General features: G+C 31.9%; 20 protein-coding genes and 1 pseudogene. 6 read left to right on the top strand and 15 right to left on the bottom strand.

Going from position 1 to position 20,496, the window contains the following annotated elements:
- Positions 1–401: 401 nt before the first annotated feature.
- From ACVCZW_RS00745 to ACVCZW_RS00730, 4 genes are all read right to left on the bottom strand, one after another.
- A complete protein-coding gene (locus ACVCZW_RS00745; RefSeq protein WP_452231395.1) occupies positions 402–842 on the bottom strand; it encodes a surface-adhesin E family protein in 441 nt (146 codons plus the stop codon).
- A 46-nt stretch (positions 843–888) separates the two neighbouring features.
- The gene (locus ACVCZW_RS00740; protein WP_452231394.1) at positions 889–1,476 is read right to left on the bottom strand and encodes a hypothetical protein; all 588 of its coding nucleotides are present in this window, start codon (positions 1,474–1,476) and stop codon (positions 889–891) included.
- 131 nt (positions 1,477–1,607) lie between these two features.
- Complete coding sequence (locus ACVCZW_RS00735; protein ID WP_452231393.1) at positions 1,608–2,333, bottom strand: hypothetical protein; 726 nt, start codon at positions 2,331–2,333, stop codon at positions 1,608–1,610.
- A gap of 350 nt (positions 2,334–2,683) precedes the next feature.
- Positions 2,684–3,136: a winged helix-turn-helix transcriptional regulator gene (locus ACVCZW_RS00730; RefSeq protein WP_452231392.1), complete on the bottom strand. Its 453-nt coding sequence runs from the start codon at positions 3,134–3,136 to the stop codon at positions 2,684–2,686.
- A gap of 32 nt (positions 3,137–3,168) precedes the next feature.
- Between ACVCZW_RS00730 and ACVCZW_RS00725 the strand changes: the two genes are divergently transcribed.
- Complete coding sequence (locus ACVCZW_RS00725; protein ID WP_452230056.1) at positions 3,169–3,783, top strand: FMN-dependent NADH-azoreductase; 615 nt, start codon at positions 3,169–3,171, stop codon at positions 3,781–3,783.
- A 429-nt stretch (positions 3,784–4,212) separates the two neighbouring features.
- Here ACVCZW_RS00725 and ACVCZW_RS00720 read toward each other — a convergent pair whose 3' ends face one another.
- The 5 genes and pseudogenes from ACVCZW_RS00720 to ACVCZW_RS00700 form a co-directional block, all read right to left on the bottom strand.
- Positions 4,213–4,944: a hypothetical protein gene (locus ACVCZW_RS00720; protein WP_452231391.1), complete on the bottom strand. Its 732-nt coding sequence runs from the start codon at positions 4,942–4,944 to the stop codon at positions 4,213–4,215.
- A gap of 45 nt (positions 4,945–4,989) precedes the next feature.
- A complete protein-coding gene (locus ACVCZW_RS00715; RefSeq protein ID WP_452231390.1) occupies positions 4,990–5,880 on the bottom strand; it encodes a VOC family protein in 891 nt (296 codons plus the stop codon).
- Between the two features lie 152 nt (positions 5,881–6,032).
- On the bottom strand, positions 6,033–7,670 hold the full coding sequence (locus tag ACVCZW_RS00710) for an amidohydrolase (protein WP_452231389.1): 1,638 nt from the start codon (positions 7,668–7,670) through the stop codon (positions 6,033–6,035).
- Positions 7,671–8,233: 563 nt separating this feature from the next.
- Positions 8,234–8,851, bottom strand: a pseudogene (locus ACVCZW_RS00705) (class I SAM-dependent methyltransferase); the annotation flags it as partial.
- Positions 8,852–8,862: 11 nt separating this feature from the next.
- Positions 8,863–9,030 (bottom strand): hypothetical protein, encoded by a 168-nt coding sequence (locus tag ACVCZW_RS00700; protein WP_452230052.1) that lies wholly within the window; start codon positions 9,028–9,030, stop codon positions 8,863–8,865.
- Between the two features lie 604 nt (positions 9,031–9,634).
- Between ACVCZW_RS00700 and ACVCZW_RS00695 the strand changes: the two genes are divergently transcribed.
- The 3 genes from ACVCZW_RS00695 (at position 9,635) to ACVCZW_RS00685 (ending at position 10,967) form a co-directional block, all read left to right on the top strand.
- Positions 9,635–10,111, top strand: coding sequence for an Hsp20/alpha crystallin family protein (locus ACVCZW_RS00695; RefSeq protein ID WP_452230051.1), 477 nt, complete (start codon positions 9,635–9,637; stop codon positions 10,109–10,111).
- Positions 10,112–10,207: 96 nt separating this feature from the next.
- Positions 10,208–10,468 (top strand): hypothetical protein, encoded by a 261-nt coding sequence (locus tag ACVCZW_RS00690; protein WP_452230050.1) that lies wholly within the window; start codon positions 10,208–10,210, stop codon positions 10,466–10,468.
- Positions 10,469–10,478: 10 nt separating this feature from the next.
- A complete protein-coding gene (locus ACVCZW_RS00685) occupies positions 10,479–10,967 on the top strand; it encodes a hypothetical protein (protein WP_452231388.1) in 489 nt (162 codons plus the stop codon).
- Between the two features lie 333 nt (positions 10,968–11,300).
- Here the strand turns inward: ACVCZW_RS00685 and ACVCZW_RS00680 are convergent, their stop codons facing one another.
- The 3 genes from ACVCZW_RS00680 to ACVCZW_RS00670 form a co-directional block, all read right to left on the bottom strand.
- Positions 11,301–12,863 (bottom strand): leucine-rich repeat domain-containing protein, encoded by a 1,563-nt coding sequence (locus tag ACVCZW_RS00680; RefSeq protein ID WP_452231387.1) that lies wholly within the window; start codon positions 12,861–12,863, stop codon positions 11,301–11,303.
- Positions 12,864–12,932: 69 nt separating this feature from the next.
- Positions 12,933–14,429: a hypothetical protein gene (locus tag ACVCZW_RS00675; RefSeq protein ID WP_452231386.1), complete on the bottom strand. Its 1,497-nt coding sequence runs from the start codon at positions 14,427–14,429 to the stop codon at positions 12,933–12,935.
- A gap of 390 nt (positions 14,430–14,819) precedes the next feature.
- On the bottom strand, positions 14,820–15,005 hold the full coding sequence (locus ACVCZW_RS00670; RefSeq protein WP_452231385.1) for a hypothetical protein: 186 nt from the start codon (positions 15,003–15,005) through the stop codon (positions 14,820–14,822).
- Between the two features lie 268 nt (positions 15,006–15,273).
- Here ACVCZW_RS00670 and ACVCZW_RS00665 point away from each other — a divergent pair, with 268 nt between their 5' ends.
- Positions 15,274–15,825 (top strand): mycothiol transferase, encoded by a 552-nt coding sequence (locus tag ACVCZW_RS00665; RefSeq protein WP_452231384.1) that lies wholly within the window; start codon positions 15,274–15,276, stop codon positions 15,823–15,825.
- A gap of 201 nt (positions 15,826–16,026) precedes the next feature.
- Here the strand turns inward: ACVCZW_RS00665 and ACVCZW_RS00660 are convergent, their stop codons facing one another.
- Positions 16,027–16,983 (bottom strand): hypothetical protein, encoded by a 957-nt coding sequence (locus tag ACVCZW_RS00660; RefSeq protein ID WP_452231383.1) that lies wholly within the window; start codon positions 16,981–16,983, stop codon positions 16,027–16,029.
- A gap of 404 nt (positions 16,984–17,387) precedes the next feature.
- Here ACVCZW_RS00660 and ACVCZW_RS00655 point away from each other — a divergent pair, with 404 nt between their 5' ends.
- The gene (locus ACVCZW_RS00655; protein ID WP_452231382.1) at positions 17,388–18,407 is read left to right on the top strand and encodes a hypothetical protein; all 1,020 of its coding nucleotides are present in this window, start codon (positions 17,388–17,390) and stop codon (positions 18,405–18,407) included.
- Positions 18,408–18,519: 112 nt separating this feature from the next.
- On the opposite strand, the gene ACVCZW_RS00650 is transcribed toward ACVCZW_RS00655, so the two are convergent.
- A complete protein-coding gene (locus tag ACVCZW_RS00650; RefSeq protein ID WP_452231381.1) occupies positions 18,520–19,341 on the bottom strand; it encodes a hypothetical protein in 822 nt (273 codons plus the stop codon).
- Between the two features lie 128 nt (positions 19,342–19,469).
- On the bottom strand, positions 19,470–20,393 hold the full coding sequence (locus ACVCZW_RS00645) for a hypothetical protein (protein ID WP_452231380.1): 924 nt from the start codon (positions 20,391–20,393) through the stop codon (positions 19,470–19,472).
- Positions 20,394–20,496 lie beyond the last annotated feature (103 nt).

Here is a 20,496-nt window from a genome sequence, read left to right as displayed (position 1 = left end):
TTTATGTTTTTTACGGATTTTTCTCATAATGTTTTACAACTCGTTATATAATAACTAAATCTGCTTATATCCAATAAACACAAAGTGATAAAAGCAGTTAAATAAGTAAGGCCAAACTACTATTTAAAATAGTGACTTACAATACGTAGTTCTACGTATATTTAAAAAGGAACTAACAGTAGTTGACCACTCAAAGGTATCACAACAAATTATATTCTCATTACGGGAAACCGTATGGTTATGCATTTCTTTAAAATAAAAAAGCACAAATTGAGGTTTGTGCTTTAAAGTGTGTAATGGTATAGTAGGTTAGGAGTGGTAATTCTTTTCACCCGTTGATGTGCTTTCGTTATTTTTTCATTTTCGTAAAAAACAATCTATTTTTTTTTGTTTATTTCAAATTAATTCAATTCACAAAATTTATTAACTAAAAATTCTCCAGTACTATCTGGTACCGCATAAGACATTTTCACTTCGTAATCTTCATATTCATAACTGTATGTCGTTTCGCCGTCCATATTGTAAAAATAATATGCAAGTGTCCCCATTTTTTTTGATTTACAATCAATTTTATATAGTCGGATAACATATCCTTCTTCTTTTTTATCCATTCCATATTTAGAGAAATCCCTTGGTACTTGAAATGGAATTGTTTTAAACCAAGCAGTATTTTCTGTGTGTTGTCTAATATAGGTTTCCTGACCTTTGGAATCCGTATCTATTAATTTCCATTCTTGTGAGTAACAGAATGAAATAGTAAAGAATGCAAATGTTATTAATATTGGATTTCTCATTTTAGATTTCTCATTAAGGTTTAAATTATTAAAAATAAGGATTTTCATAAGCATCTAGTAATAAAGCATACACAGTGTTGCCTAATCGTATTTTTTAATCTTTTATTTCCCTCATTTCGGTATTCAAATCATTTAAAAAGTTTTGTTGTTTTATGTCTTCACTAAAGTATCTGTTCATTCTACCACAACCTTGAATATCTGAAATGTTTTCTTTGTTAAAAGACCAATCATTTATGTCTTTCACTTGTATTGCTAAAGCACTATTACAACTTTGCCATAGATTAGAAAATGGAGTTTCTTTATTTTTATTTAATTTAGTAAAATCAGCATTAACATTAAAACCTATCATTTTTGGATTAAAAAATTTTTCTATGGAAGTAATTGGTACTTCTCCCCAATATATTACTTCATTAAAAGAAATCTTAAGAATATTTTTCTCTTTAAGAAGTTCTGTTTGTTCCTTTTTCTCCCAAAAGTATTGTTTTTTATAAGTGATTTTAGTGTCTTTTGGTACGCGTATATTTTTAACCATTATTGGTTGCGTAGTTATAAAAAAAGGACTTTCATCAGGTTTGCTACCAACAGCATACATGGCACCTAATCCTTTTGCATAGAGATAAAAGTAACCAATAGCAATAAGTACTATTATTCCAAGTACTATAAATATTTTTTTTGTTTCCATTCTTTGTTAGAAGTTTCGCTTCCTATTATAAGCAAGGTCTCGGCTATGGTTAGTAAGGGAATTAAAAGTAGTTAACTTTCGATTACACACCAAAACCCGTCTTAATTATAGCCATGATTGGCGTGTCGTTTTTATTTAACAATTTTTCTGATTTTTCCTGTTTTATTGTCTACAATCACTTTATCTATTCGCTTGCTTTGGTCGTTTTTAGATATGAATTCAACATCCAGTTCATTTACCAAAACAGTATCGAAAATGTTAAAGGAATACCTTTCATTATCATATAAATTGTTATGTTTCCATTTATAAGTACCTGTTTGTAAGTTTATTTTCCCAACAAAGCCCATTGCAGAAACATAAACATCCTCTTTGTAAATTATCGGTACTGCCAAATTGAAGCCGTAAATTTGCGTTATATATTCAGATTTTAAAGGTTTTTTTTTGATTTTTTCAATCCAACTTGTTGCTGCATCGCCTTCTGTATCGGTAAAAAAAACATAATAGTATTCCTTTGTTTCGTGTAGATATGCGGTGTCAACTATGAAATCGGTTTTTAGTTGTATCGCATTGTTACTATTTACTTTAAATAGTCCGAATGGACTTATCATAAAATCTTTATAATTCGTTTTTAAAATCAGCGTATCTTCCGTAGCTCTATTTGGACTCTTAAACTCAAATTTTTTTGCACTAATAGTTTTTTCTCCAATAATGTTTGGTTGCATTGGCGTTGGTTGCATTGGGGTTGGTGCGTTCTTTTTCTCCATCGAAGGTGCATTTGTCGACTTGTTTTCAGTCTTTGCAACCTTGTTGTTGCAACTAAAAAGGATAATTGCTAATAGGTATATTCTTTTTTTCATGCTGTTTTCATGCGCGTTAACTATTTATATAATAAGTAAACTTGCTTATAGCCTCTAAATATAAGGTAATGCAAGACTTTTTAGTTCTAAAATTGATCTGGCCAAACTACTATTTAAAACAGTGCCTTGCAATACGTAGTCCTACGTATAATTACAAAGTAAGTAACAAGTTGTGTTCATTGGTCCAAAGTATAACAACAAATGAGATTCTAATTACTGGAAGTCAAGTGGCTACCATGTATTAAAAACAAAAAAGCACAAATCTAGGTTTGTGCTTTTAATGTGTGTTTTGGTATGGTGGGCTAGAGGAGAACCGAGCGATTCATTTTATACCTTGTTAGGCATCGTTTTTACTCATTTCTTATTTTGTTTCTATGGGTTAATCCCCAATCTCTCATTGTTTCAATTACCTTATCTAATGATTTTCCGTAATCCGTAAGGCTATATGCAACAGTGACAGGCATAGTGTCAAATACCTCTCTGTTTATTAAACCATTTATTTCTAACTCCTTTAATTCCTTGGATAACATTCTTGGGGTTATTCCTTCAATTTGGCGTTCTAATTCTTTAAACCTATGAATTTTAAAAGATAGCGCTATAATAATTGGCAATCTCCATTTTCCTCCAATTATGTCTATAACATCTCGAACAGGAAGAATAAATTTTTTGCATTCTGTTGGTGTATATATATTCGTTTCACTCTTTTTTTTGGCCATTTTTAAATGCATCTTAATAATTAGATATACTAAAGTATACCGATATACTTTAGTATAGTAGTATACTTTATATAGCAAATTTAGCATAAATTTGTTGGTAATAATAAAAGAATATTAAAATGAAAAAAACATTAATTTTAAGTTATACTCCAAGAGATAATTCCAATACAAAAAAAATGCTTGATTTCTTTATAGAAAACAATCAAGAAAAAACAGAAATAACATTTGTGGATTTAGCAGAAGAAGCTCCAGATTTATTATTAAAAGAAAATTTGAATCTTTATGTAAATAGAAATTTTGGAGGTGTAACACTTACGGATGAACAACAGAAAGTTTTAGCCAAAAATGATAAAATGATGCAACAATTATTGGATACAGATTTTGTTGTTTTGGCAAGTCCGATGTACAATTTTTCAATTCCTGCAACAGTTAAAGCTTGGTTTGATGCTGTTATACAGGCTGGAAAAACTTTTGGATATACAGAAACTGGTATTCAAGGATTCTGTAAAAATACAAAAGCTTTGATATTAATGACAAGTGGAAGTGATTTTGGAATGGAACCTTATAAAAGTGTTAATTTTGCAACTCCTTTTTTAATAACAGCTTTTGATTTTCTTGGGATTCCTGCGGAAGCTATCAATAAGTTTGGTATGATACAGTATGCAGTCAAAACGGAACAAATGATAGCGGATGCAAAAGAAGAAATTAAAGTTGTAAGTGATAAATGGTATTAATTCGAATTAACTTTGAGTTGCAGAAATAGTATTAAGTGTTTCCCTTTTCAGTCTGTTGTTTTAATCCAAAGTAATTTATTTCGGATTCTGATTGGGGAATTATGCCTAACTTTTTATATAATAAGTAAACGTACTTATAGCCTCTAAATATTGAGTATTACAAGACTTTCTAGTTCTATTGTTAATATAGCCGAACTACTATTTAAAAGAATGCCTTGCAATATGTCGTTCTACGTATATTTATAAAGTACGTAACAAGTCGTTTGCAATGTCAAAGTATAGTAAGAAATGATATTGTCATTACGGGAAACCGTATGATTGTGTATGTATTAAAAACAAAAAAGCACAAATCTAGGTTTGTGCTTTAAAGTGTGGTTTGTTGTGGTGGGTTAGGAGTGGTGATTCCTTTTACCCGTTGTTGTGCTTTCGTTATTTGTTTTTAAGTTCCAGATTAATCCTTACTTTTAATTCTTTTATATTAATCAGCATATCGCTAAGGGCTTTAGTATTGTTAATTTCAGTATAATATTTTAAACCTAATGCACCTTCAAGTGTCAAAATAATTTCTTCTATATTATCATGGATTCTTGAACCTTTATACATAGGTTTTTTCGTGTTTAATCTAAGAAGACCTAATTGAAGCGGTTTCATTAGCGCATTTAAGTATACTTCATTATTGCCATTAGACACTTTACTGAAGCTTTCTTGAGAGCGCTTTACATCCAGTAGATGATTTCGAATAATTTCTGGCATTAATTTTATATCTCCTGTCGATTCTAATGTTTGAATAGTATTTGTGTTGAATGATGCGTATCTCGATACTCTATTAATTTTAAGTAATTCCTGCATAATTTGATTAGGCTCTAAATCTAAAGTCTCCATATATTTGTTGTATGCTTCAAAAGAGACAGTGTTACTTTCTAAAAAGGAAATTCGATTCGTAATGTTTTCTATTTCTTTATCCAGATCCACTAAAATCTGACTATAGTAATTGTGCCTTGTTTCATCAAGTTTACTAATTTCTTTGGCATTGTTTAATTGTAGCGCAATTAAAATACCGATAACAACCAGTATAATTTCTCCAACTGCATACATTAGATATTTACTGAATTTGTTTTCAGAAAGTAGTCGCTGTCTTATGTGTCTAAAGAACTTAATCATATCTAAGGTTTTGTAATTATCCTACAGGAAACGTTGTTTGTGTTATTAGCGCCATATGCCTTCAGGGATTGGCTTTTCCTCTACTATTTCTACTAGCAGACCATCAAGACCTCTAACGAAAAAACTTTTCATACCATACATAGGATCTATTTTTATATCCTGTACAATGTCTAACCCAGCAGATCTCATTTTATCCATTACTGGTCCAATATTTTCGAATGAAAAACTAATATGATCGATTGCACTACCATCTGTTGGTTTCATTTTTTCTTTAGGCCACCATGATTCTTCCTCCACTGGTTTGCCAAATACTATGATATTAATATTATCGACGGTTAGTAAATTCCATTTCCACCGAAGCTTGTTGTTCTCCCATTGTTTTGCCTTTTCATATACAGGAAGCAACCCCAAATTAGATTTAAACCAATCCATAGTTTTATCCACATTAGTGGCTAGTAAGTGTATGTGTTCAAATCGGTGGTTTTTATTTCCGGTATAAACCTCTATAACTTCCTGTTCTGGGCCAAGAAAGTACATCCAAAAATTATCGTAAAGTGGGGTAATAGGTGTATGAATAGCTATTCCTTCTTTCACTCTCCAATCAAATTCGGATTGCCCATCTACACCAGACCAACCAATATGCCATAAACTAGAACCTAAATGTGTTGATGGCTTGTTATCCACAAGATGCATGAATAAAAAGGATTTCTCCGTAAATAGCGCGTCCGATTGGTCTCGGTATTTTACTCGAGTTGCGCCAAAGTATTTTTCATAATATGCTATGGTTGAATCTCTATCTCTGACATTTAGATGTACATGATGAAAATTAGCTTTCATTGCATTTTCAGATGCCTGCTTACAGCCAACCATTTGAAATAGTAGCGCTGCAAATACAAACAGGGGAATTCTAAATTTTATTTCCAGGAAACTATTCATTTTTTTATAATTGTCGTTAACCGATTTGTATATAATTAGTGGTGTTGTTAAGCACCTAATTTAGCAAATAAATGACAGATAGAATATTCCGTAGGAATGTTTGTAAGTTGGTATTCGCTTGAAAATTAACGGTGTACGTTGTTGGTCTTTCGTTAATTTGCTAATTTATTGTACACTACATTACCATTAAAAATGGTCATGACGATTTCCGTATTTAAAATCTGATTTTCTACCACGGTCATCAAATCTTGATTGTAAATGGTAAAATCGGCAAGCTTACCACTACGAATAGAACCTTTAATGTTTTCTTCGAAGGCGCCATAAGCAGCATCTAAAGTATATGATTTTAAAGCCTGCATTCGTGTCATTTTTTGTTCTGGCTCATAACCGCCTTCCGGAGTTCCTTTAAGTGTTTTACGACTTACACTAGCATAGAAACTAGCAATAGGATTAAGAGGTTCTACAGGTACGTCCGTTCCGTTAACAATAGGAACGCCACTCTGCAATAAATCTTGCCACATGTAGGCACCATCTTTGATTCGTTTTTCACCTAATCGGTCAATAGCCCAAAGTCTATCTGAAGACAAGTGTATTGCCTGCATTGCAGGAATTACATGCAGTTCTGCAAAACGAGGAATGTCATCTGGATGTAGATGTTGCGCATGTTCAATACGGAATCTATGATCGGTATCTAACATATTTAATTCCTTTAAAGCTAATTCATATTGATCCAGAATTTCTCTATTAGCACGATCTCCAATGGCATGTGAACAGACTTGAAAATTGTGTTGCAGTCCTTTTATTGCTACTTCTTTTACTATATCCATTGGAAGCGTTTCATGGCCATAGTGCCCTTTACGATCTGTGTAAGGTTCTAAAAGCCAAGCACCTCTGGAACCTAAAGCACCATCACAACTTAATTTTATAGAACGTATAGTTAACCGATGGTCTGGATCTATCCTTGGACCTTTTTCTAGCCATTCCTCAAGTAATTCTTCACCACCTCTTAACATAGCATACATTCTAACATTCATTTTTCCAGCCGATTGCATATCATCGTAGAGCGCTATGGTATTTTTTGAAATACCTGCGTCATGAAAACTAGTTATACCATTTTTATGACACGCTTCCATAGCTAGATTAAAAGCTTGCATGTTTTTTTCTGGTGTCTCTTCTGGGATATACTTGTAAATCAAAGATAGCGCACGTTCATTGAAAATACCTGTTGGCATACCAAATTCATCTACAATGACTTCTCCTCCTTCCATATTATAAGATTGGATTCCCTCTTTACGTAAGCCATTTAAACCTGCAATTTCCATAGCCTTAGCATTTGCGAAGCCTGCGTGACCACTTGCATGACTTAAAAAAACGGGGTTATCTGGTGATATTTCGCTGAGTAAATGATGCGTCTGAAATCCTTTAACTATGTTTGCTGGCATACTGTCCCATTTGCTTTGGTGCCAACCTCCACCAAGAATCCATTCGCCTGGTTTAGACGTTTTCACTTTCTCTGCAACGGCGTCTACAATATCTTGATAGCTGGTTGTATGCATAAGGTCAAGCTCTAATTCATTATAGCCTAAGCCCATAAAATGACCATGACCTTCAATTAAGCCAGGCGTCATCGTCTTCCCTTCTAAATTGATAAGTTCCGTTTGTTCATTTTGATAGCTTTTGGCTTCCTCAAAACTTCCAGCAAAGAGAATTTTATCCTTTTTTGTTACCACGGCCTCCACTGTTGTCTGTGTGGAGTCTACTGTATAAATGGTTCCTCCATGAATAATCATGGTGCCAAATTCTTTTTTATTATTAGCACAGGAACTTAAAAAAAGGCAGGCTATTATTATATTTAATTTGTAAAATCGTAGTGTCATAATAGTTGAAATTACTTTTAGTTAATTAATATTCGTCCTATAATTTAGCTAGAGTAATCTAGAGTAATATAGAATCTGTCGTTTATTCTTTCTTAAATCTATTTTTAAATCAAACAGTACTTCTTGCATAATTTGTGCTTGAAGTCGGTTTCTGATAATGAAGCATAACTTATTATATAACAACTAAGGTTACCATTTTCTATTAATAAAGTGCTTATAATCATGTAATTGACGAAACTAAGTTACCATTTAAAATCCCTTTTTGCAATACGTATTTCTACGTGTATTTGTAAAGTAACAAACAATAGTTTGTGATTGGAAGATGTACCAAGGCTTTGTTATTACCTTATAGGAAACCGTATTTGGCGTCTTTTTTATAAAAATAAAGCACAAACGAAGGTTTGTGCTTTTAAATATTGTTCAAGTTTATTAGGTGCTGGCTAGTAAGTCATTATATCCCTATTAGAAAACGTTTTTTATTTTTCACCATATCCTATTATTGCAGAATGTGGAAAGGAATAACTATTTCCTTTTTTAAAGGTTTCACAATTTTTAATGAAGTCGTTTTTAATATCTTTTTGTTTATCTTCTGGGAATAAAGCTAAATTCCCCCAATCCCAACAGCCATTAATTAATGGGGTTAGAGAATCCATATTCCAATTTGTATTTCGTTTTTCTAATTCGACATTTTTTAAATCCGCTGTTGTTATGAGTTTATTATAAGTGTCAAAATCGGTAACTCCAAATAGTGGTCCGTGAGGTAATGCAGACATTTCATGATGGTTTGCAAACGCTTGAAAAAAAGCGCCTAAAGAACTTTGTTCTTCATTAGCACCCCAAACTGCAAAAGCAAATCTTCCATTTGGTTTTAAAATTCTGTGTATTTCTTTAAAAACTTTATTGGGTTCCGCAAAATGATGCACTACAAAATTTGCTATTACCACATCCATGGTGTTATCTTCTAGTGGAATATTTTCAGCATCCGCTTGTTTAAAGGTAATATCTTTATAGATGGCATTGGCTTGGTCTATCATTTTTTGAGAAAAATAAATTCCTATTACATGCGCTCCTGTTTCCCTAATTTTATTGGTTGAATTTCCAGCACCTAACCAATATCTAGTATGGAAAGATTAGAATGAATATTTGTTTTGTTTATTAATAATGAAAGTGTTTCATTGGTTAAAGTTGCCCAAGTTTCATTATAACTTGGTGCGCATCTCGTCCAAGTATCCAATTCATATTCGCGAATAACTTTGTGATTGGATTGTTCCATACTATTCCTTTTATTGGTTGGTTTTAATTATTGCCAACTCCTTATATAAGAACTAAACTTATATCCTGTAAATAAGCGCGTATTGGGCTAAAGTTGTTACACCCAATTTACTATTTAAAATAGTGATTTGCAATACGTAGTTGTGCGTGTATTTAGCTAATAAACAGTTCTTTAGTTCGGTTTGTTGTACTATATAATGCTGTTGTCATTTCAGGAAACGGTATGGATTGTACTTGTATTAAAAATAAAAAAGCACAAATCTAGGTTTGTGCTTTAAAGTATATTTAGGTGTGATGGAATAGAGGAGAACCTAGCAATAAAATATATACGCTGCAGTGTGTAGTGCTTATTCCAAGCTTTTATTCGGTAATTTTTATATTCCATAATTGATTTTTAATTTTAGCATAAATCCTAAATGTAAATATGTCATTTTATCGGAAGTAAATGTGACAATATTTCATAATTATGACAAATTTACACAGAATAATGAGTAATAATTTCGATAAAACCTAGTAAATCGATTTTGGTATTTAATTTGTTTAAAGGTTATTGAAGTCGTAAAGATTTCAAATTTGAAATAATGTTTAATTTAAATTTTTTAATTATGAGCAATTTAGTAACTGTTCCTAAAAATGGAAGTTTAGCGAGCAGCAATTCAAATCAAAACTTCCCAACTTTGTCCAATTGGTTAGATGACATCTTTAATAGGGACCTACCATCAGTATTCACTTCAAATTTTAATACTGGAATTACTTTGCCTAAAGTAAATATTAAAGAAACGGCTGATGCTTTTATGGTTGAAATGGCAGTTCCAGGTCTAAAGAAATCAGATTTCCAAATTGACCTTGATAATCAAGTATTATCTATTTCTACGGAAACAAAGGAAGAAAGTGAACATAAGGAAGAAAATTATACGCGTAGAGAGTATGGTTACTCCTCGTTCAAAAGAACCTTTAATTTACCAGAAAGTGTAAACGATGAACAGATTAATGCAAATTATGATAATGGTATTTTAAATATTCTTTTACCAAAAAAAGAAGAGGCTAAACAAAAGCCTGCCAGAAGCATCAAGATTTCATAATTGTTTCACTAAATTTTAGAGTAAAATATTAAGAGGGATGCTGATTTTTTCAGCATCCTCTTAATAATAAGTTTAATTCTTTAAAATTTTATGGATATGCCAAGAAAGTTTAAATCTGGGGAATGGGTAAAAGTTAAAGGAAAACTTACCTCTCCGAAAATGCAAGTAATTAAATATGTTCCAAAAAAGGATTCCATATTCGGTTTGGTTGATAATGACAGTTATTTGGAATGTATTTGGTATAAAAATGGGGAACGAAAATCAGAAGTGTTCCACCAAAATAGATTGATTAAAATGATAGAAACTGGTGGTTTGTTAAAAACATTTATAACAAACCCAAAATTAAGTTTAACTTAAAACTATAGTGATGAAAAAGTATGTTTTATTGTTGCTGGTTGGCTTGTTAAGCGTTAGTTGTAAAGGACAAGAAAATGAAACCAAAAAAGTTGAAAAAGAAGAAAATAAGACTTATATAGTTGAAGAGCCTAAAGGAGCTTGGAAAGTTGATAAAGAATTGGATGAAAACGGAAATTTAATTAGGTACGATAGCATTTATTCTTGGTCTTCCAATGATAGGTTCGATAATCTCTCATTGTCAGGTAAAGATAGCTTAATAGAATCTTTTAAATCACGTTTTTTCTCAAACTATTCAGGATTCGAAAATCAAGGATTTGAAGATGTTTTTTCTCCAGATTCCCTTTTTAGCAAACATTTCTTTAATGATGATTTTTTGGGAAGCAATTTTGGTAATGACTTTATGGACATTGATAAATTAAGGCAACAAATGCTTGCAAGACAGAAAAAGTTTTTAGAAAAATATCAGTCCGAATTTATTAAACCTGAAGACGAAAACTAAATTGTTTTCGTCTTTTTTTTTCTTGTTAGTTCGGATTTTTCTGGCATTACACACAAAAGTTTTTTTTACTAAAGTATTGTAAAGTGTTGAAAGCTAAATTACCATTTAAAATAATGGTTTGCAATACGTATAACTACTTGTATTTTAAATTTTCACTAGTTAAAGTATAACCGTACATGATATTCGAATTTGGTAAACGGTATTGCTATGCCTTTATAAAAAACAAAAAAAAGCACAAACCGAAGTTTGTACTTTAAGAATTTATGTATTTAATCTTTTTCAGAATAGTTCTAAGAAAAATCCTCCTAAATGTTTTCCGCGAAAGCGACTATTTTAGGCTTTTACCTTGCATCCTTTTGGTAACCAGGATTGAATCTTTTCTAATTCGGCAGGAGAAATTCTAGTTTTCTTAATATTCAATACTTTCAGGTTTTTCAAATTTTTAATGGATTCGGGAAGTGTACTAATCTTAGTCCAACTTAAGTTTAATTTTTTCAAATTGGTTAGATTACCAATCTCCTCAGGAATACTAGAAACCGCACTTGACGAAAGATTGATTTCCTTAAGGTTGGTCATATTACCTATTTCTACAGGAATGCTTGTAAAAGAATAACCACCAGAAAACACTAATCCATCTACATCCAATTGTGTAACTTCTAAAGGAAACGTATTTAAATCGCCATCATAGATAGACATCATGACTAATGTTGATCCATATTGACCTTGTTTAATGTTGGTTTTGTAAATACTTCCTCCATTGGCAGCAATATCGGCTTGCTTTTTATTGTCTTTAGCATACAAATGTTCGCGAGCTGCTAGTTCACTAGCCATATCTTCTCCTACATCTTTTATCTGGATATTGGCTGTGCCTAAAGCTTTATACTTTAGATTCAAAGCCTCAAAATCATTTGATAAATTTGGGTTTTCCGCTATTCCTTTTTGTTGTTCAGAGATAAGTCTAGAAAGATTATTTATGTCTGAATCTGTAACTTTAATAGTAGCGTTTTTATACGTTTCCCCATGAAGTTCTATGTATTTTAAGGCGTTATCTAAATCGTTCATATGAAAGTATGCGGAAGCTAAATTGATATATAAACCGCGTGCTACTTTTGCGTTAATCTTTGCCTTTTTGTCGTCTAAATTAACTTCGTCCATAGTTTGTAACCAAGTAGTAACAGGAACCATAAGTTGGTCGATGGCCTTTTCGGTAATTGTGCCTTCGCTAGCTATTTGGTTGTACACAGCAAGTGCTTGCTTTTGTGCGTTATCTAAGGAACTATAATCATTTCCTTTGCCTCCTTTACCGGTATACACAGGAAGCGAATAAGATTGATAACCAAAATTAAACTTGGAATTTGCACTTTTTTGTGCCTTTTCAAAAATAAATGCCTTAATATTTTTCTGTTTTTCTTTTTTCCAATCGTCTTGCTCTTCTTTCCATGCCATTTCCAAAACTTTAGTGGACCAATAGCATTTGCCGTCGCCATAGAATAGTTCGACAGTTTCATTCATTAAGCTGTTTGTGTTTTTATAACCGCGGAATTTTTCGGCGGAAATTATTTCGCCTTTGGGTGTTTCAATGATAAGAAAAGCATCTTTTATTTCTGCTTCAACACTATATTGATATACTTTTATTTTTTTAGCGTCTTTTAACACATTATTACTTCCTGCAGACACACAAACTTCGTCGGTTTCAAAGGACTTAGGTTTCTTAAAACTCGTTTTCCCTATAGCAAAAGAATATTTGAATGTATTGGGATTGGTTTTGTCAATGTTGTAAGAAGGTATTGCAAAATAAACAGAAGAGGCTTTTTCTGAGCTTGCCCTTTGCGAAAGAACGGATGTACTATATAAAAAGAGGAATAATAAAAAGATGTTTTTAAGTTTAAATGACATGTTTTTTGTTTTTGGATTAATTAAGTTTCAGTTTATTTCTAGTTTTTCTTTGGAACGGAAGCTTTGAAGTTAGTATTTGGATATACCAATTAATGCATCGGTATTCTCGAGGTACTTAATGAATTCTTTCTTGTTTTTACTTCCTCTTATTTCACAAATAATTGTATCTCCAATAATTTCTCCTTTAAATAAACATTCTCCAATGCTATTGGTAAAAGACATGGATGTGCCAGGTGCTATAGATAAATGATTAGCGTTTAGTACTTCAAACTTTATTCTTTGGGTAGCAATAAACAATTCTGGTTTTTTGAATATTACTTGATCTGCTTTACCTCGTTTGTTGGTCACTATTTTTTGTAACTCTAAACGTATTGGTTTATACTTTAAAACGAAAGACGAAACGTTTGACTTTAAATCGGTTAAAGCCGAAGCAAAAGCTTCCCTTTTACTCATCTTTTTAGCATACGATTTACTTACTCCTGGAATAGTTAGGCTGTAACGGAAAGGTAAATCTTTAGGTTCTGTATAGGTGCCATTTATGCTAGCTTTCAAATAAATTTTACATTGATATCCTGTTTCGATAAATTCAAATACTGCATTTTGAATACTAAATTCTGCAATTTCTTTATTTTGCGAACTATTATATACTTCAGCTTCTATCTCTGTATGTCTGTAGGTATTAGCTATAGCGGAATAGAACATTTGCTGTATTTCGTTTAGAACCTCATTTCTACCAGAGTAGTCGGAAGATTTCTTCAAAGTATACTTGGAATACGTTTTACCAAATAATGGGACATTATCGGTTTTTAGGTGCTTAGAAACAAAAGAAACAGGTGCGGCATCTGGTTGCTGCCAATCCAATTCTTTTTTTAATAAAGCAATAGCTATCGCTTTTTCTTCCGCTTGCCTTTTTCGAATTTCTGGTGTTAAATAATCGGAGGCAACAATTTTGTAATTTTCGGGAATAAAATCTCCGTTTCTCCATCCATTATCTGTTTCTTCAAAACCAACGGCTCCTGTAAATAATACTCTTTTTCCTTTTTCAAGTAACCTGGTTCCTGGAGTCGATTCTACGGCATAAGAAAAGTCGAGTAAAAAGTCACCACTGTTTACAACGTCATTACTTGAATTTCCTAAACTTATATAAATATCGGTAGTAGTTTCTATTAATAATTCATATTCAATTTCGTAAATCTGTTGTCCATAAAACGTTCTTTTTATGCCATTCACTTTAGTGATACCAATAAATTCTAAATCGGATCTGTTTTTTAATAAGTAAGGTCTGAAAACATTTTCAAGGTCCAATTGACTTACTCCTGATGATTCTTGTATTGGTTCCTGTTTCGTAGTAATCTCTTCTTTTTCCGTTTTTAAAATTTCTTCCATTTTATAAACAAATAGAGAGCCATCTGCTGTTTTAATTTTAATGCTAGTTGTTGGATTCATTTCTATAATAGAACCTTTTATAATACTACCATTTTTTAGAAATAAAACATCTCTAGATTGGTTTTGACTGCAAACAGTAAAGAAGCTTATTAAAAGGATAAAAGTTATTATTTTTTTCATAGGTTTTATTTTAATTATGCCAAACAGGATATATAATATGTTGTTTTACTTGTTTTTTGAAGCGTCTGGAATTCAAGTATATTCCACATGAAAATAGCTATGGTGAAATTACTATTTTAGAAAACGGTTTACAATACGTGTTTCTACGTGGTTTTTTTGCAGATAGTAATTCTTGATACCGAATATGGTCCCTGTTTTTTGCTTTGCCATAAGGTCATGCATACCATTAGCAATGCTAGGAGCGTAGTAATTTTTTTTATGTGGCTCAAGTTTATCTTCTAATAAATGGAAGATCTAATCCGAAAGAATAAAAGAGAGACAAGTTCTAAAATACTTTTCCAGTTCCATAAATGAAATCAAAAGTCCGCTTTCGAAAGCAGACAGAAAGATCTATTTAACAGTTCTAAAATTTCTGTAAATTGTTGCTACTAGCAATACTCCAATTCCTATTCCAACGAAGGAACCTTTTGCAAAATCTGGTAATTCTAAGTAATGAGAAAACACCTGTGAAGCTGCAATTACGAACATTCCAACAGGTATAAGAAGTAGTGCTTTTCTTTTTGTTGTTTTTTTCATTTTATTTATGTTTTAATAATTGGTATGTCTATTTTTAAATTTGTTACATAATTTCTTTCTAATTAGTACCAATTCGTTAAATAACAAATGCTTGTATCTTTTACTTACGAAGTATCTTTTACTAAACTAGTGGCTAGTTGTGTTCTTTTCTAAAGTATAGAAATATATTTTATACGAATAGATAAACAACAAACTATATGAAAATGCGTTTGCAAAAGGGAAAGAGAAAGATCTCCTTTTAAGAACGAAGTAATACACTATTAAACACATGAAAACATTTTTTAAAAGAATGCTAGTCGGTATTCTATTCATATCTACAGCTTCTTTAAGCGCACAAGAGATAAATAGTAAAAAAGGCTACGACACACAAATAGGTGTTATGGTTTATATGCTAGAAAATTTAAAAAGTGACATTATTAGCTATACAAAAGGGTGCAATCAAATGGAAACAGATTTTCATTTTGACGACAAAGCAAACTCGGTAGGTGCAATTATTATGCATCTATCAGCTGTAGAGGCAGCTTATCAGGAAACTTCCTTCGGCGCCGATGTTTTTAATGCATATAATGAGGAAGAAAAAAAAATGTTAGAAATGGCGATCAACCTAGATGATTCTAGAGAAATATTAAAAGAAAAACCAATACGTTATTACTTAGATATCTATAAAAAAGTACGAAAGAAAACATTGCAAGAATTTAAGCTGAGAAATGATGATTGGTGGACTAAAGATACCCATTGGGCTTGGTTTCACGTGATGGAACATCAAGCGCACCATTTGGGACAAATAAAATTAATTTCGAAAAGATTTCCCACACAGTAATACAGGCAGCTTCGTTTTAAATGTGCAGAACTATATTGTGATTGCAAACACCAATTTGCGCTTTGTAGTTTTCGGTGTCTTTGGTTAACTTCTAAAACGTATAAGCATTCCTGCTATTCCATTTAAAGGAAAATTTACGGATATTCGGTTATATTTTTGTTACGTGTTTTGCAAATTATTTTTAAAATATAATTTCCTTTTTTAGAAGGTTTTGATTAATTGAATCAAGTACACGATAGAAATACTAATGGCAAGACCAAGACTTACTTTTGCAAAATCTTTAGCAATGAGTTGGTACGAACTTTTTAATTTTCCTTTATTAAGCAGGTAGTTTATTGCTATTTCTCGTCCGGCAAGAATACCAATAAAAGTCCAAGTGGTGCTCATTGGTATCGCATTATAGTTTCCGTATATAAATAGAATAATACCATAAAAGAGGTCAATGATGGTTGCAGAACGAATATTTCTAGTATTTACTTTCTGATTCACCATTTCTTGAATTTTACCACCGCGGTTTTTGAAAATATATGCCATAATAGATAAAATGACTACTAATGAACCAAGTAATTCCCAAATGGATAATCTTCGTGGTAGGAAAACATAAATGTTTGCAAAATCCTGAATAAGCCATTGCGACCATAAAAAAGCCGTGGAAGCCCATTGTGCCACAATCCAAAATCTTTTTTGATTGGTTTTATGTACTTTTTCTAAAGAGGCTTTAGATTCTAGTTTTTGGGCAATTAAAAGATAAATTAAAAAGGCCGTAATCACAGAAATACCATAACCATACACCGATTTTAGAATCATTTTCTCAATAAATTGCTGACTAGAAAAAACACTAAGAATCATAAATGTGGTACTCACTGGGATACCGAAACGAGTAATTACTAATAAGGCAAGAGGTGCTATTAAATGCCACCATTTTAAGGTTTCGGGAAGGGTAATGCTATTTAATCTTTGGTAAGAGACGTCGCCATCATACATATACCAACCAAAAATTAAAGTGGCAGATAAAATAATACCGGCAAATCCCCAAAGCACCGTCCAATGTGTTTTGTTATTGGAAGAAATAAAAGTCCCTAATGTTTGTATAACATCATTTCCTATTACTGCATAGGCTGCAAGTAAAAAACCAGTATAAAGTATAAGTAATTCCATAGAGCATGTAGCGTTTATTTATCTGCTAAGCGCCCATCAAAAGTATAACAATTCGTGCTATTATAAATTCGGGAGTTCGTACTATTATGCATTTACTTATAAACAAAAAAACACAAACTTTGGTTTGTGTTTTATTAATTGGTTGCGGTATAAGGCTAACCGGTTTGTACTAGATATTCATAAGATGTATCATGACCTATTCTTTAGATTGTGAATTTTAAAATGGTGTTTTTTGAAGTCGGAAACAATAAATTTTTAAACGGTTTACATCCAGGAAAAATTTCCTTTATTATTATGAGGAAGAAAGTCCGTTGACAACAAATATTTTATTATTTTGTAATCCGATAAGCGTTTTATAGGAAACGTTTGGTAATTTCTAATTTAGGAAGAAACACATTTATAAAATGAATTTACTACGTATTAAAATGTCTAAGGTATTTTTCGTTACCACTATTATTTCGTTTTTATTATTAGCCGAAAGTCTTTCCGCACAGACTGCTATATTCTTGCCAGATTGGCTTGGCGTTCGAACTCAACAGGATGTTACGATTAAAAATGTGAGTCATGATGCGGAAGGAAAGCCGAAAGGGGAATGGCGTTATACCAATAATTATCAAGCTACCAATCAGCATGCACTGTTTAATTATGATACCTATGTGTATACCGAATTTAGGGTGCATAAAGGGAAGGATTATGTGGAAATAGAAGGCATGTATAATAAAGCATTTGAGAAATCTGGACTCTGGAAGCATTACCACAATGCTAACCAAGTTTCTATGACCGGAAATTATACAAACGACTTGAAAGAAGGTTTATGGAAACACTATGATAAAAAAGGAAATACTACGTTAGAAATAAACTATAAAAATGGAAAGCGTAACGGACCTAGTAAAAGAATAGAAATAGAAGGCGGGAATATTTTTACGTTGGAAAACAATTTTATAGATGATAAAGAAGATGGTTTAATGCGAGTAATTGTAAATCCGGAAGATGGCGAAGCCTATCTGTATAGAGATGAAACCTATGTAAATGGTTTGGTTGTGGGAGAAATGAAATTTTACAATTCGGATAAAAGTATAACAGAATCTTTCTCTTACGATGGTAGTAGCGAAGAACCTTTTGAAAAGAAAGTATATCATCCTAACGGACAGGTTTACGAAATTTTAAGTATCACAACTTCTAGGAGAATTAAAGACGGTATGAACACTATCTATTATGAAGACGGAAAATTAAATATGAAGCTTTTCTGGGTAGCAGATAAATTAATGCGTGTTATTGCGATGTTGGATGCACAAGGAAACGAGTTGGATCACGGAACCTTAAAAGATGGTAATGGTACCTTTTTAATTTATGATACAGAAGGTAATAAAAAAGCGCAATATACTTTGCTAAAAGGCGAATTTATTGATAAGTTGGAATTTTAAAAAGCACTTAATTAACCTTTTTTTTATTCTGAAATTGCTTTTACTAGGCAAATCTTCTTGAAGTTCTTTGGATCTAGGTTCTTTCTATTTATAAAAAAACTATAGTTTTTTTTTAAGTAGCACTACTAGATTCTTTTAAGTGAGAACGATTATCTATCCAACTTTTTATTTTGGTATACATCAATAAATATAAAGTAGCTGCACCAAAGGAAATCAGGGTTCCTAGATAGATGCCATACAACGGATATACAATAGATATGGTTAAGGAATAAATAATCAAGGAAAACATACCTATGGGAACATTTTTAATAATGGTATGCACATGTTCTTTAGAATAGGTAAAGTGAATAATTATCATTAACGGAAATAGAGTAGTAGGAAAGGCGGAAAAAAGTCCTGCCCAAGTAGGACCAACAAATTTTGGAACGGTGGTAATTAATAAAATGATTAAAGCAGCAAAAAAGGCACGAACAAACAAAATTCTAAAATTGATTTTTGCTTTGGTTTGAATACTAATATTTTGAATATCTCTAAAAAGATATATACATAGAAATGAAAAAGAAATTGGTATTAATATGGCTATATATTTATTGAGTTCCAAACGTTGTAATACTGCTACCATTACAAAATAGGCAAGTATTGCAGTTAAAGAGGATAGGAGAATGGTGTGCTTTTTAAAGTAGGTAGATGCTCTATAATACACATATACAAAGGTTAAAGCTGCAGTTAAACCAATCATATTAAATACGGCACTTTTTGCAGCGTATTCCGGACTTACTTCTAATCCGAAGAAAAATAAAGTGATCGCAGAACCCGTAGGATATCCAGATAGGATTCCGGCAACTTTCGGACTCACATTCTCAGCAAGATAAGACAAGCCAATAACAAATGTAATGGCTACCACTAATTTCACTAAGAATAGGAATTCTATCATTTTTTTTAAGCGCAAAAGTAGTATAAGCTATTCAATTTTAAGGAAGGAATAATCTTAATATTTTACCAATTTAAAAGCAAAAAGCACAAATGGGAGTTTGCGCTTTTTTAAGTCGGTTTATGTTGTTCTTATTCCATGATCCAAGCTATGAAATCCTTTTTGTCAATGATAGACCAACTATGTGGATGTCTTTCTCCATTGGAGCGATACCCTTTGTTTTCCGTTGGTATATATTCTACATAATGAAATCCTGCATTTTTAAGACTTTCGGAAAGTTTTTGAATGTAGTAGGCGTTCATTTGGTCGTAATCTGCTTTTCTATTTTCTTGCCACCAAAGGGTGTCTGGTTCGGTATACAATCGGATCTTCGTGTTTTTTAAACCTTTCCAATTGGTTATCGTGTTTGTTTTTGAAGTATAAATCGCATGCTTTTCATATTGCGGCAGACTATCTTCAGGCGTTCCAAAATTATCTTCTAAGGTTGTAATGATCCACTTGGATTCTTGTATTGCGGGTTCTGAAAAATTTCTTTCTATATTTTTTTCGGAACTTATATACAACGCAACTAAGTCTATTGGGGAGTCTACTATAAAAACACCTTTTGGTACTATCTGAAAATTTTTATTTTCGGTTAGGAAAGCACTCATTAATACAGCAACGTTTCCACCACTTGAAAATCCGCCAATATACGTTTCATTTGTCGGAAGTTTATTTTCAGTAAAGATATTTTGTAGTCGTTTAGCAAGTGTTTGCTTTTCGTTTTCTTCTAGCCACAATTTTTGATTGTAGTTCATATAAAGAATGGCGATATTCTTTTCTTTTGCGAGATCGAGGATTTTGAATTCCCGTTTAATATCTTCTGGTGTTTCTGGATATCCGCCAAAAAGCACGACTACTTTTTTTGTGTTTTTAGTAGGTGCAAATAAATGATATTGGTGGTTTGTTATTTCGGTGTATTCTGCTTTTACAATGCTTTCTGCTTTTTGTTTCTCTGTGTTTTTACAAGAAATGCAAGTGATTGCTAGTAATAATATAATTAAAAGTTTATGCATAGTTATTCCAATTAGTGTGCAGATTAGTCGTGAAAGCTTTTTAATCCTATGAAACTACAGTACAAAAAACACTGTAGCGACTAAGAAATAGGATATTAATAAA

The organism is Lacinutrix sp. MEBiC02595 (assembly GCF_053601555.1).
Note: the sequence above shows the minus strand (reverse complement) of the source record. Positions and strands in the feature narration are given on the sequence as shown.

What these genes read in the sequence shown, in the direction of transcription:
- ACVCZW_RS00680 (WP_452231387.1), bottom strand. Translation starts at nt 12,863, where the DNA reads ATGTCATTTAAACTTAAAAACATCTTTTTATTATTCCTCTTTTTATAT.
- ACVCZW_RS00665 (WP_452231384.1), top strand. Translation starts at nt 15,274, where the DNA reads ATGAAAACATTTTTTAAAAGAATGCTAGTCGGTATTCTATTCATATCT.
- ACVCZW_RS00700 (WP_452230052.1), bottom strand. Translation starts at nt 9,030, where the DNA reads ATGGAACAATCCAATCACAAAGTTATTCGCGAATATGAATTGGATACT.
- ACVCZW_RS00675 (WP_452231386.1), bottom strand. Translation starts at nt 14,429, where the DNA reads ATGAAAAAAATAATAACTTTTATCCTTTTAATAAGCTTCTTTACTGTT.
- ACVCZW_RS00740 (WP_452231394.1), bottom strand. Translation starts at nt 1,476, where the DNA reads ATGGAAACAAAAAAAATATTTATAGTACTTGGAATAATAGTACTTATT.
- ACVCZW_RS00730 (WP_452231392.1), bottom strand. Translation starts at nt 3,136, where the DNA reads ATGCTAAATTTGCTATATAAAGTATACTACTATACTAAAGTATATCGG.
- ACVCZW_RS00715 (WP_452231390.1), bottom strand. Translation starts at nt 5,880, where the DNA reads ATGAATAGTTTCCTGGAAATAAAATTTAGAATTCCCCTGTTTGTATTT.
- ACVCZW_RS00650 (WP_452231381.1), bottom strand. Translation starts at nt 19,341, where the DNA reads ATGATAGAATTCCTATTCTTAGTGAAATTAGTGGTAGCCATTACATTT.
- ACVCZW_RS00655 (WP_452231382.1), top strand. Translation starts at nt 17,388, where the DNA reads ATGAATTTACTACGTATTAAAATGTCTAAGGTATTTTTCGTTACCACT.
- ACVCZW_RS00720 (WP_452231391.1), bottom strand. Translation starts at nt 4,944, where the DNA reads ATGATTAAGTTCTTTAGACACATAAGACAGCGACTACTTTCTGAAAAC.
- ACVCZW_RS00725 (WP_452230056.1), top strand. Translation starts at nt 3,169, where the DNA reads ATGAAAAAAACATTAATTTTAAGTTATACTCCAAGAGATAATTCCAAT.
- ACVCZW_RS00695 (WP_452230051.1), top strand. Translation starts at nt 9,635, where the DNA reads ATGAGCAATTTAGTAACTGTTCCTAAAAATGGAAGTTTAGCGAGCAGC.
- ACVCZW_RS00710 (WP_452231389.1), bottom strand. Translation starts at nt 7,670, where the DNA reads ATGATTATTCATGGAGGAACCATTTATACAGTAGACTCCACACAGACA.
- ACVCZW_RS00660 (WP_452231383.1), bottom strand. Translation starts at nt 16,983, where the DNA reads ATGGAATTACTTATACTTTATACTGGTTTTTTACTTGCAGCCTATGCA.
- ACVCZW_RS00685 (WP_452231388.1), top strand. Translation starts at nt 10,479, where the DNA reads ATGAAAAAGTATGTTTTATTGTTGCTGGTTGGCTTGTTAAGCGTTAGT.
- ACVCZW_RS00670 (WP_452231385.1), bottom strand. Translation starts at nt 15,005, where the DNA reads ATGAAAAAAACAACAAAAAGAAAAGCACTACTTCTTATACCTGTTGGA.
- ACVCZW_RS00690 (WP_452230050.1), top strand. Translation starts at nt 10,208, where the DNA reads ATGCCAAGAAAGTTTAAATCTGGGGAATGGGTAAAAGTTAAAGGAAAA.
- ACVCZW_RS00645 (WP_452231380.1), bottom strand. Translation starts at nt 20,393, where the DNA reads ATGCATAAACTTTTAATTATATTATTACTAGCAATCACTTGCATTTCT.
- ACVCZW_RS00735 (WP_452231393.1), bottom strand. Translation starts at nt 2,333, where the DNA reads ATGAAAAAAAGAATATACCTATTAGCAATTATCCTTTTTAGTTGCAAC.
- ACVCZW_RS00745 (WP_452231395.1), bottom strand. Translation starts at nt 842, where the DNA reads ATGAAAATCCTTATTTTTAATAATTTAAACCTTAATGAGAAATCTAAA.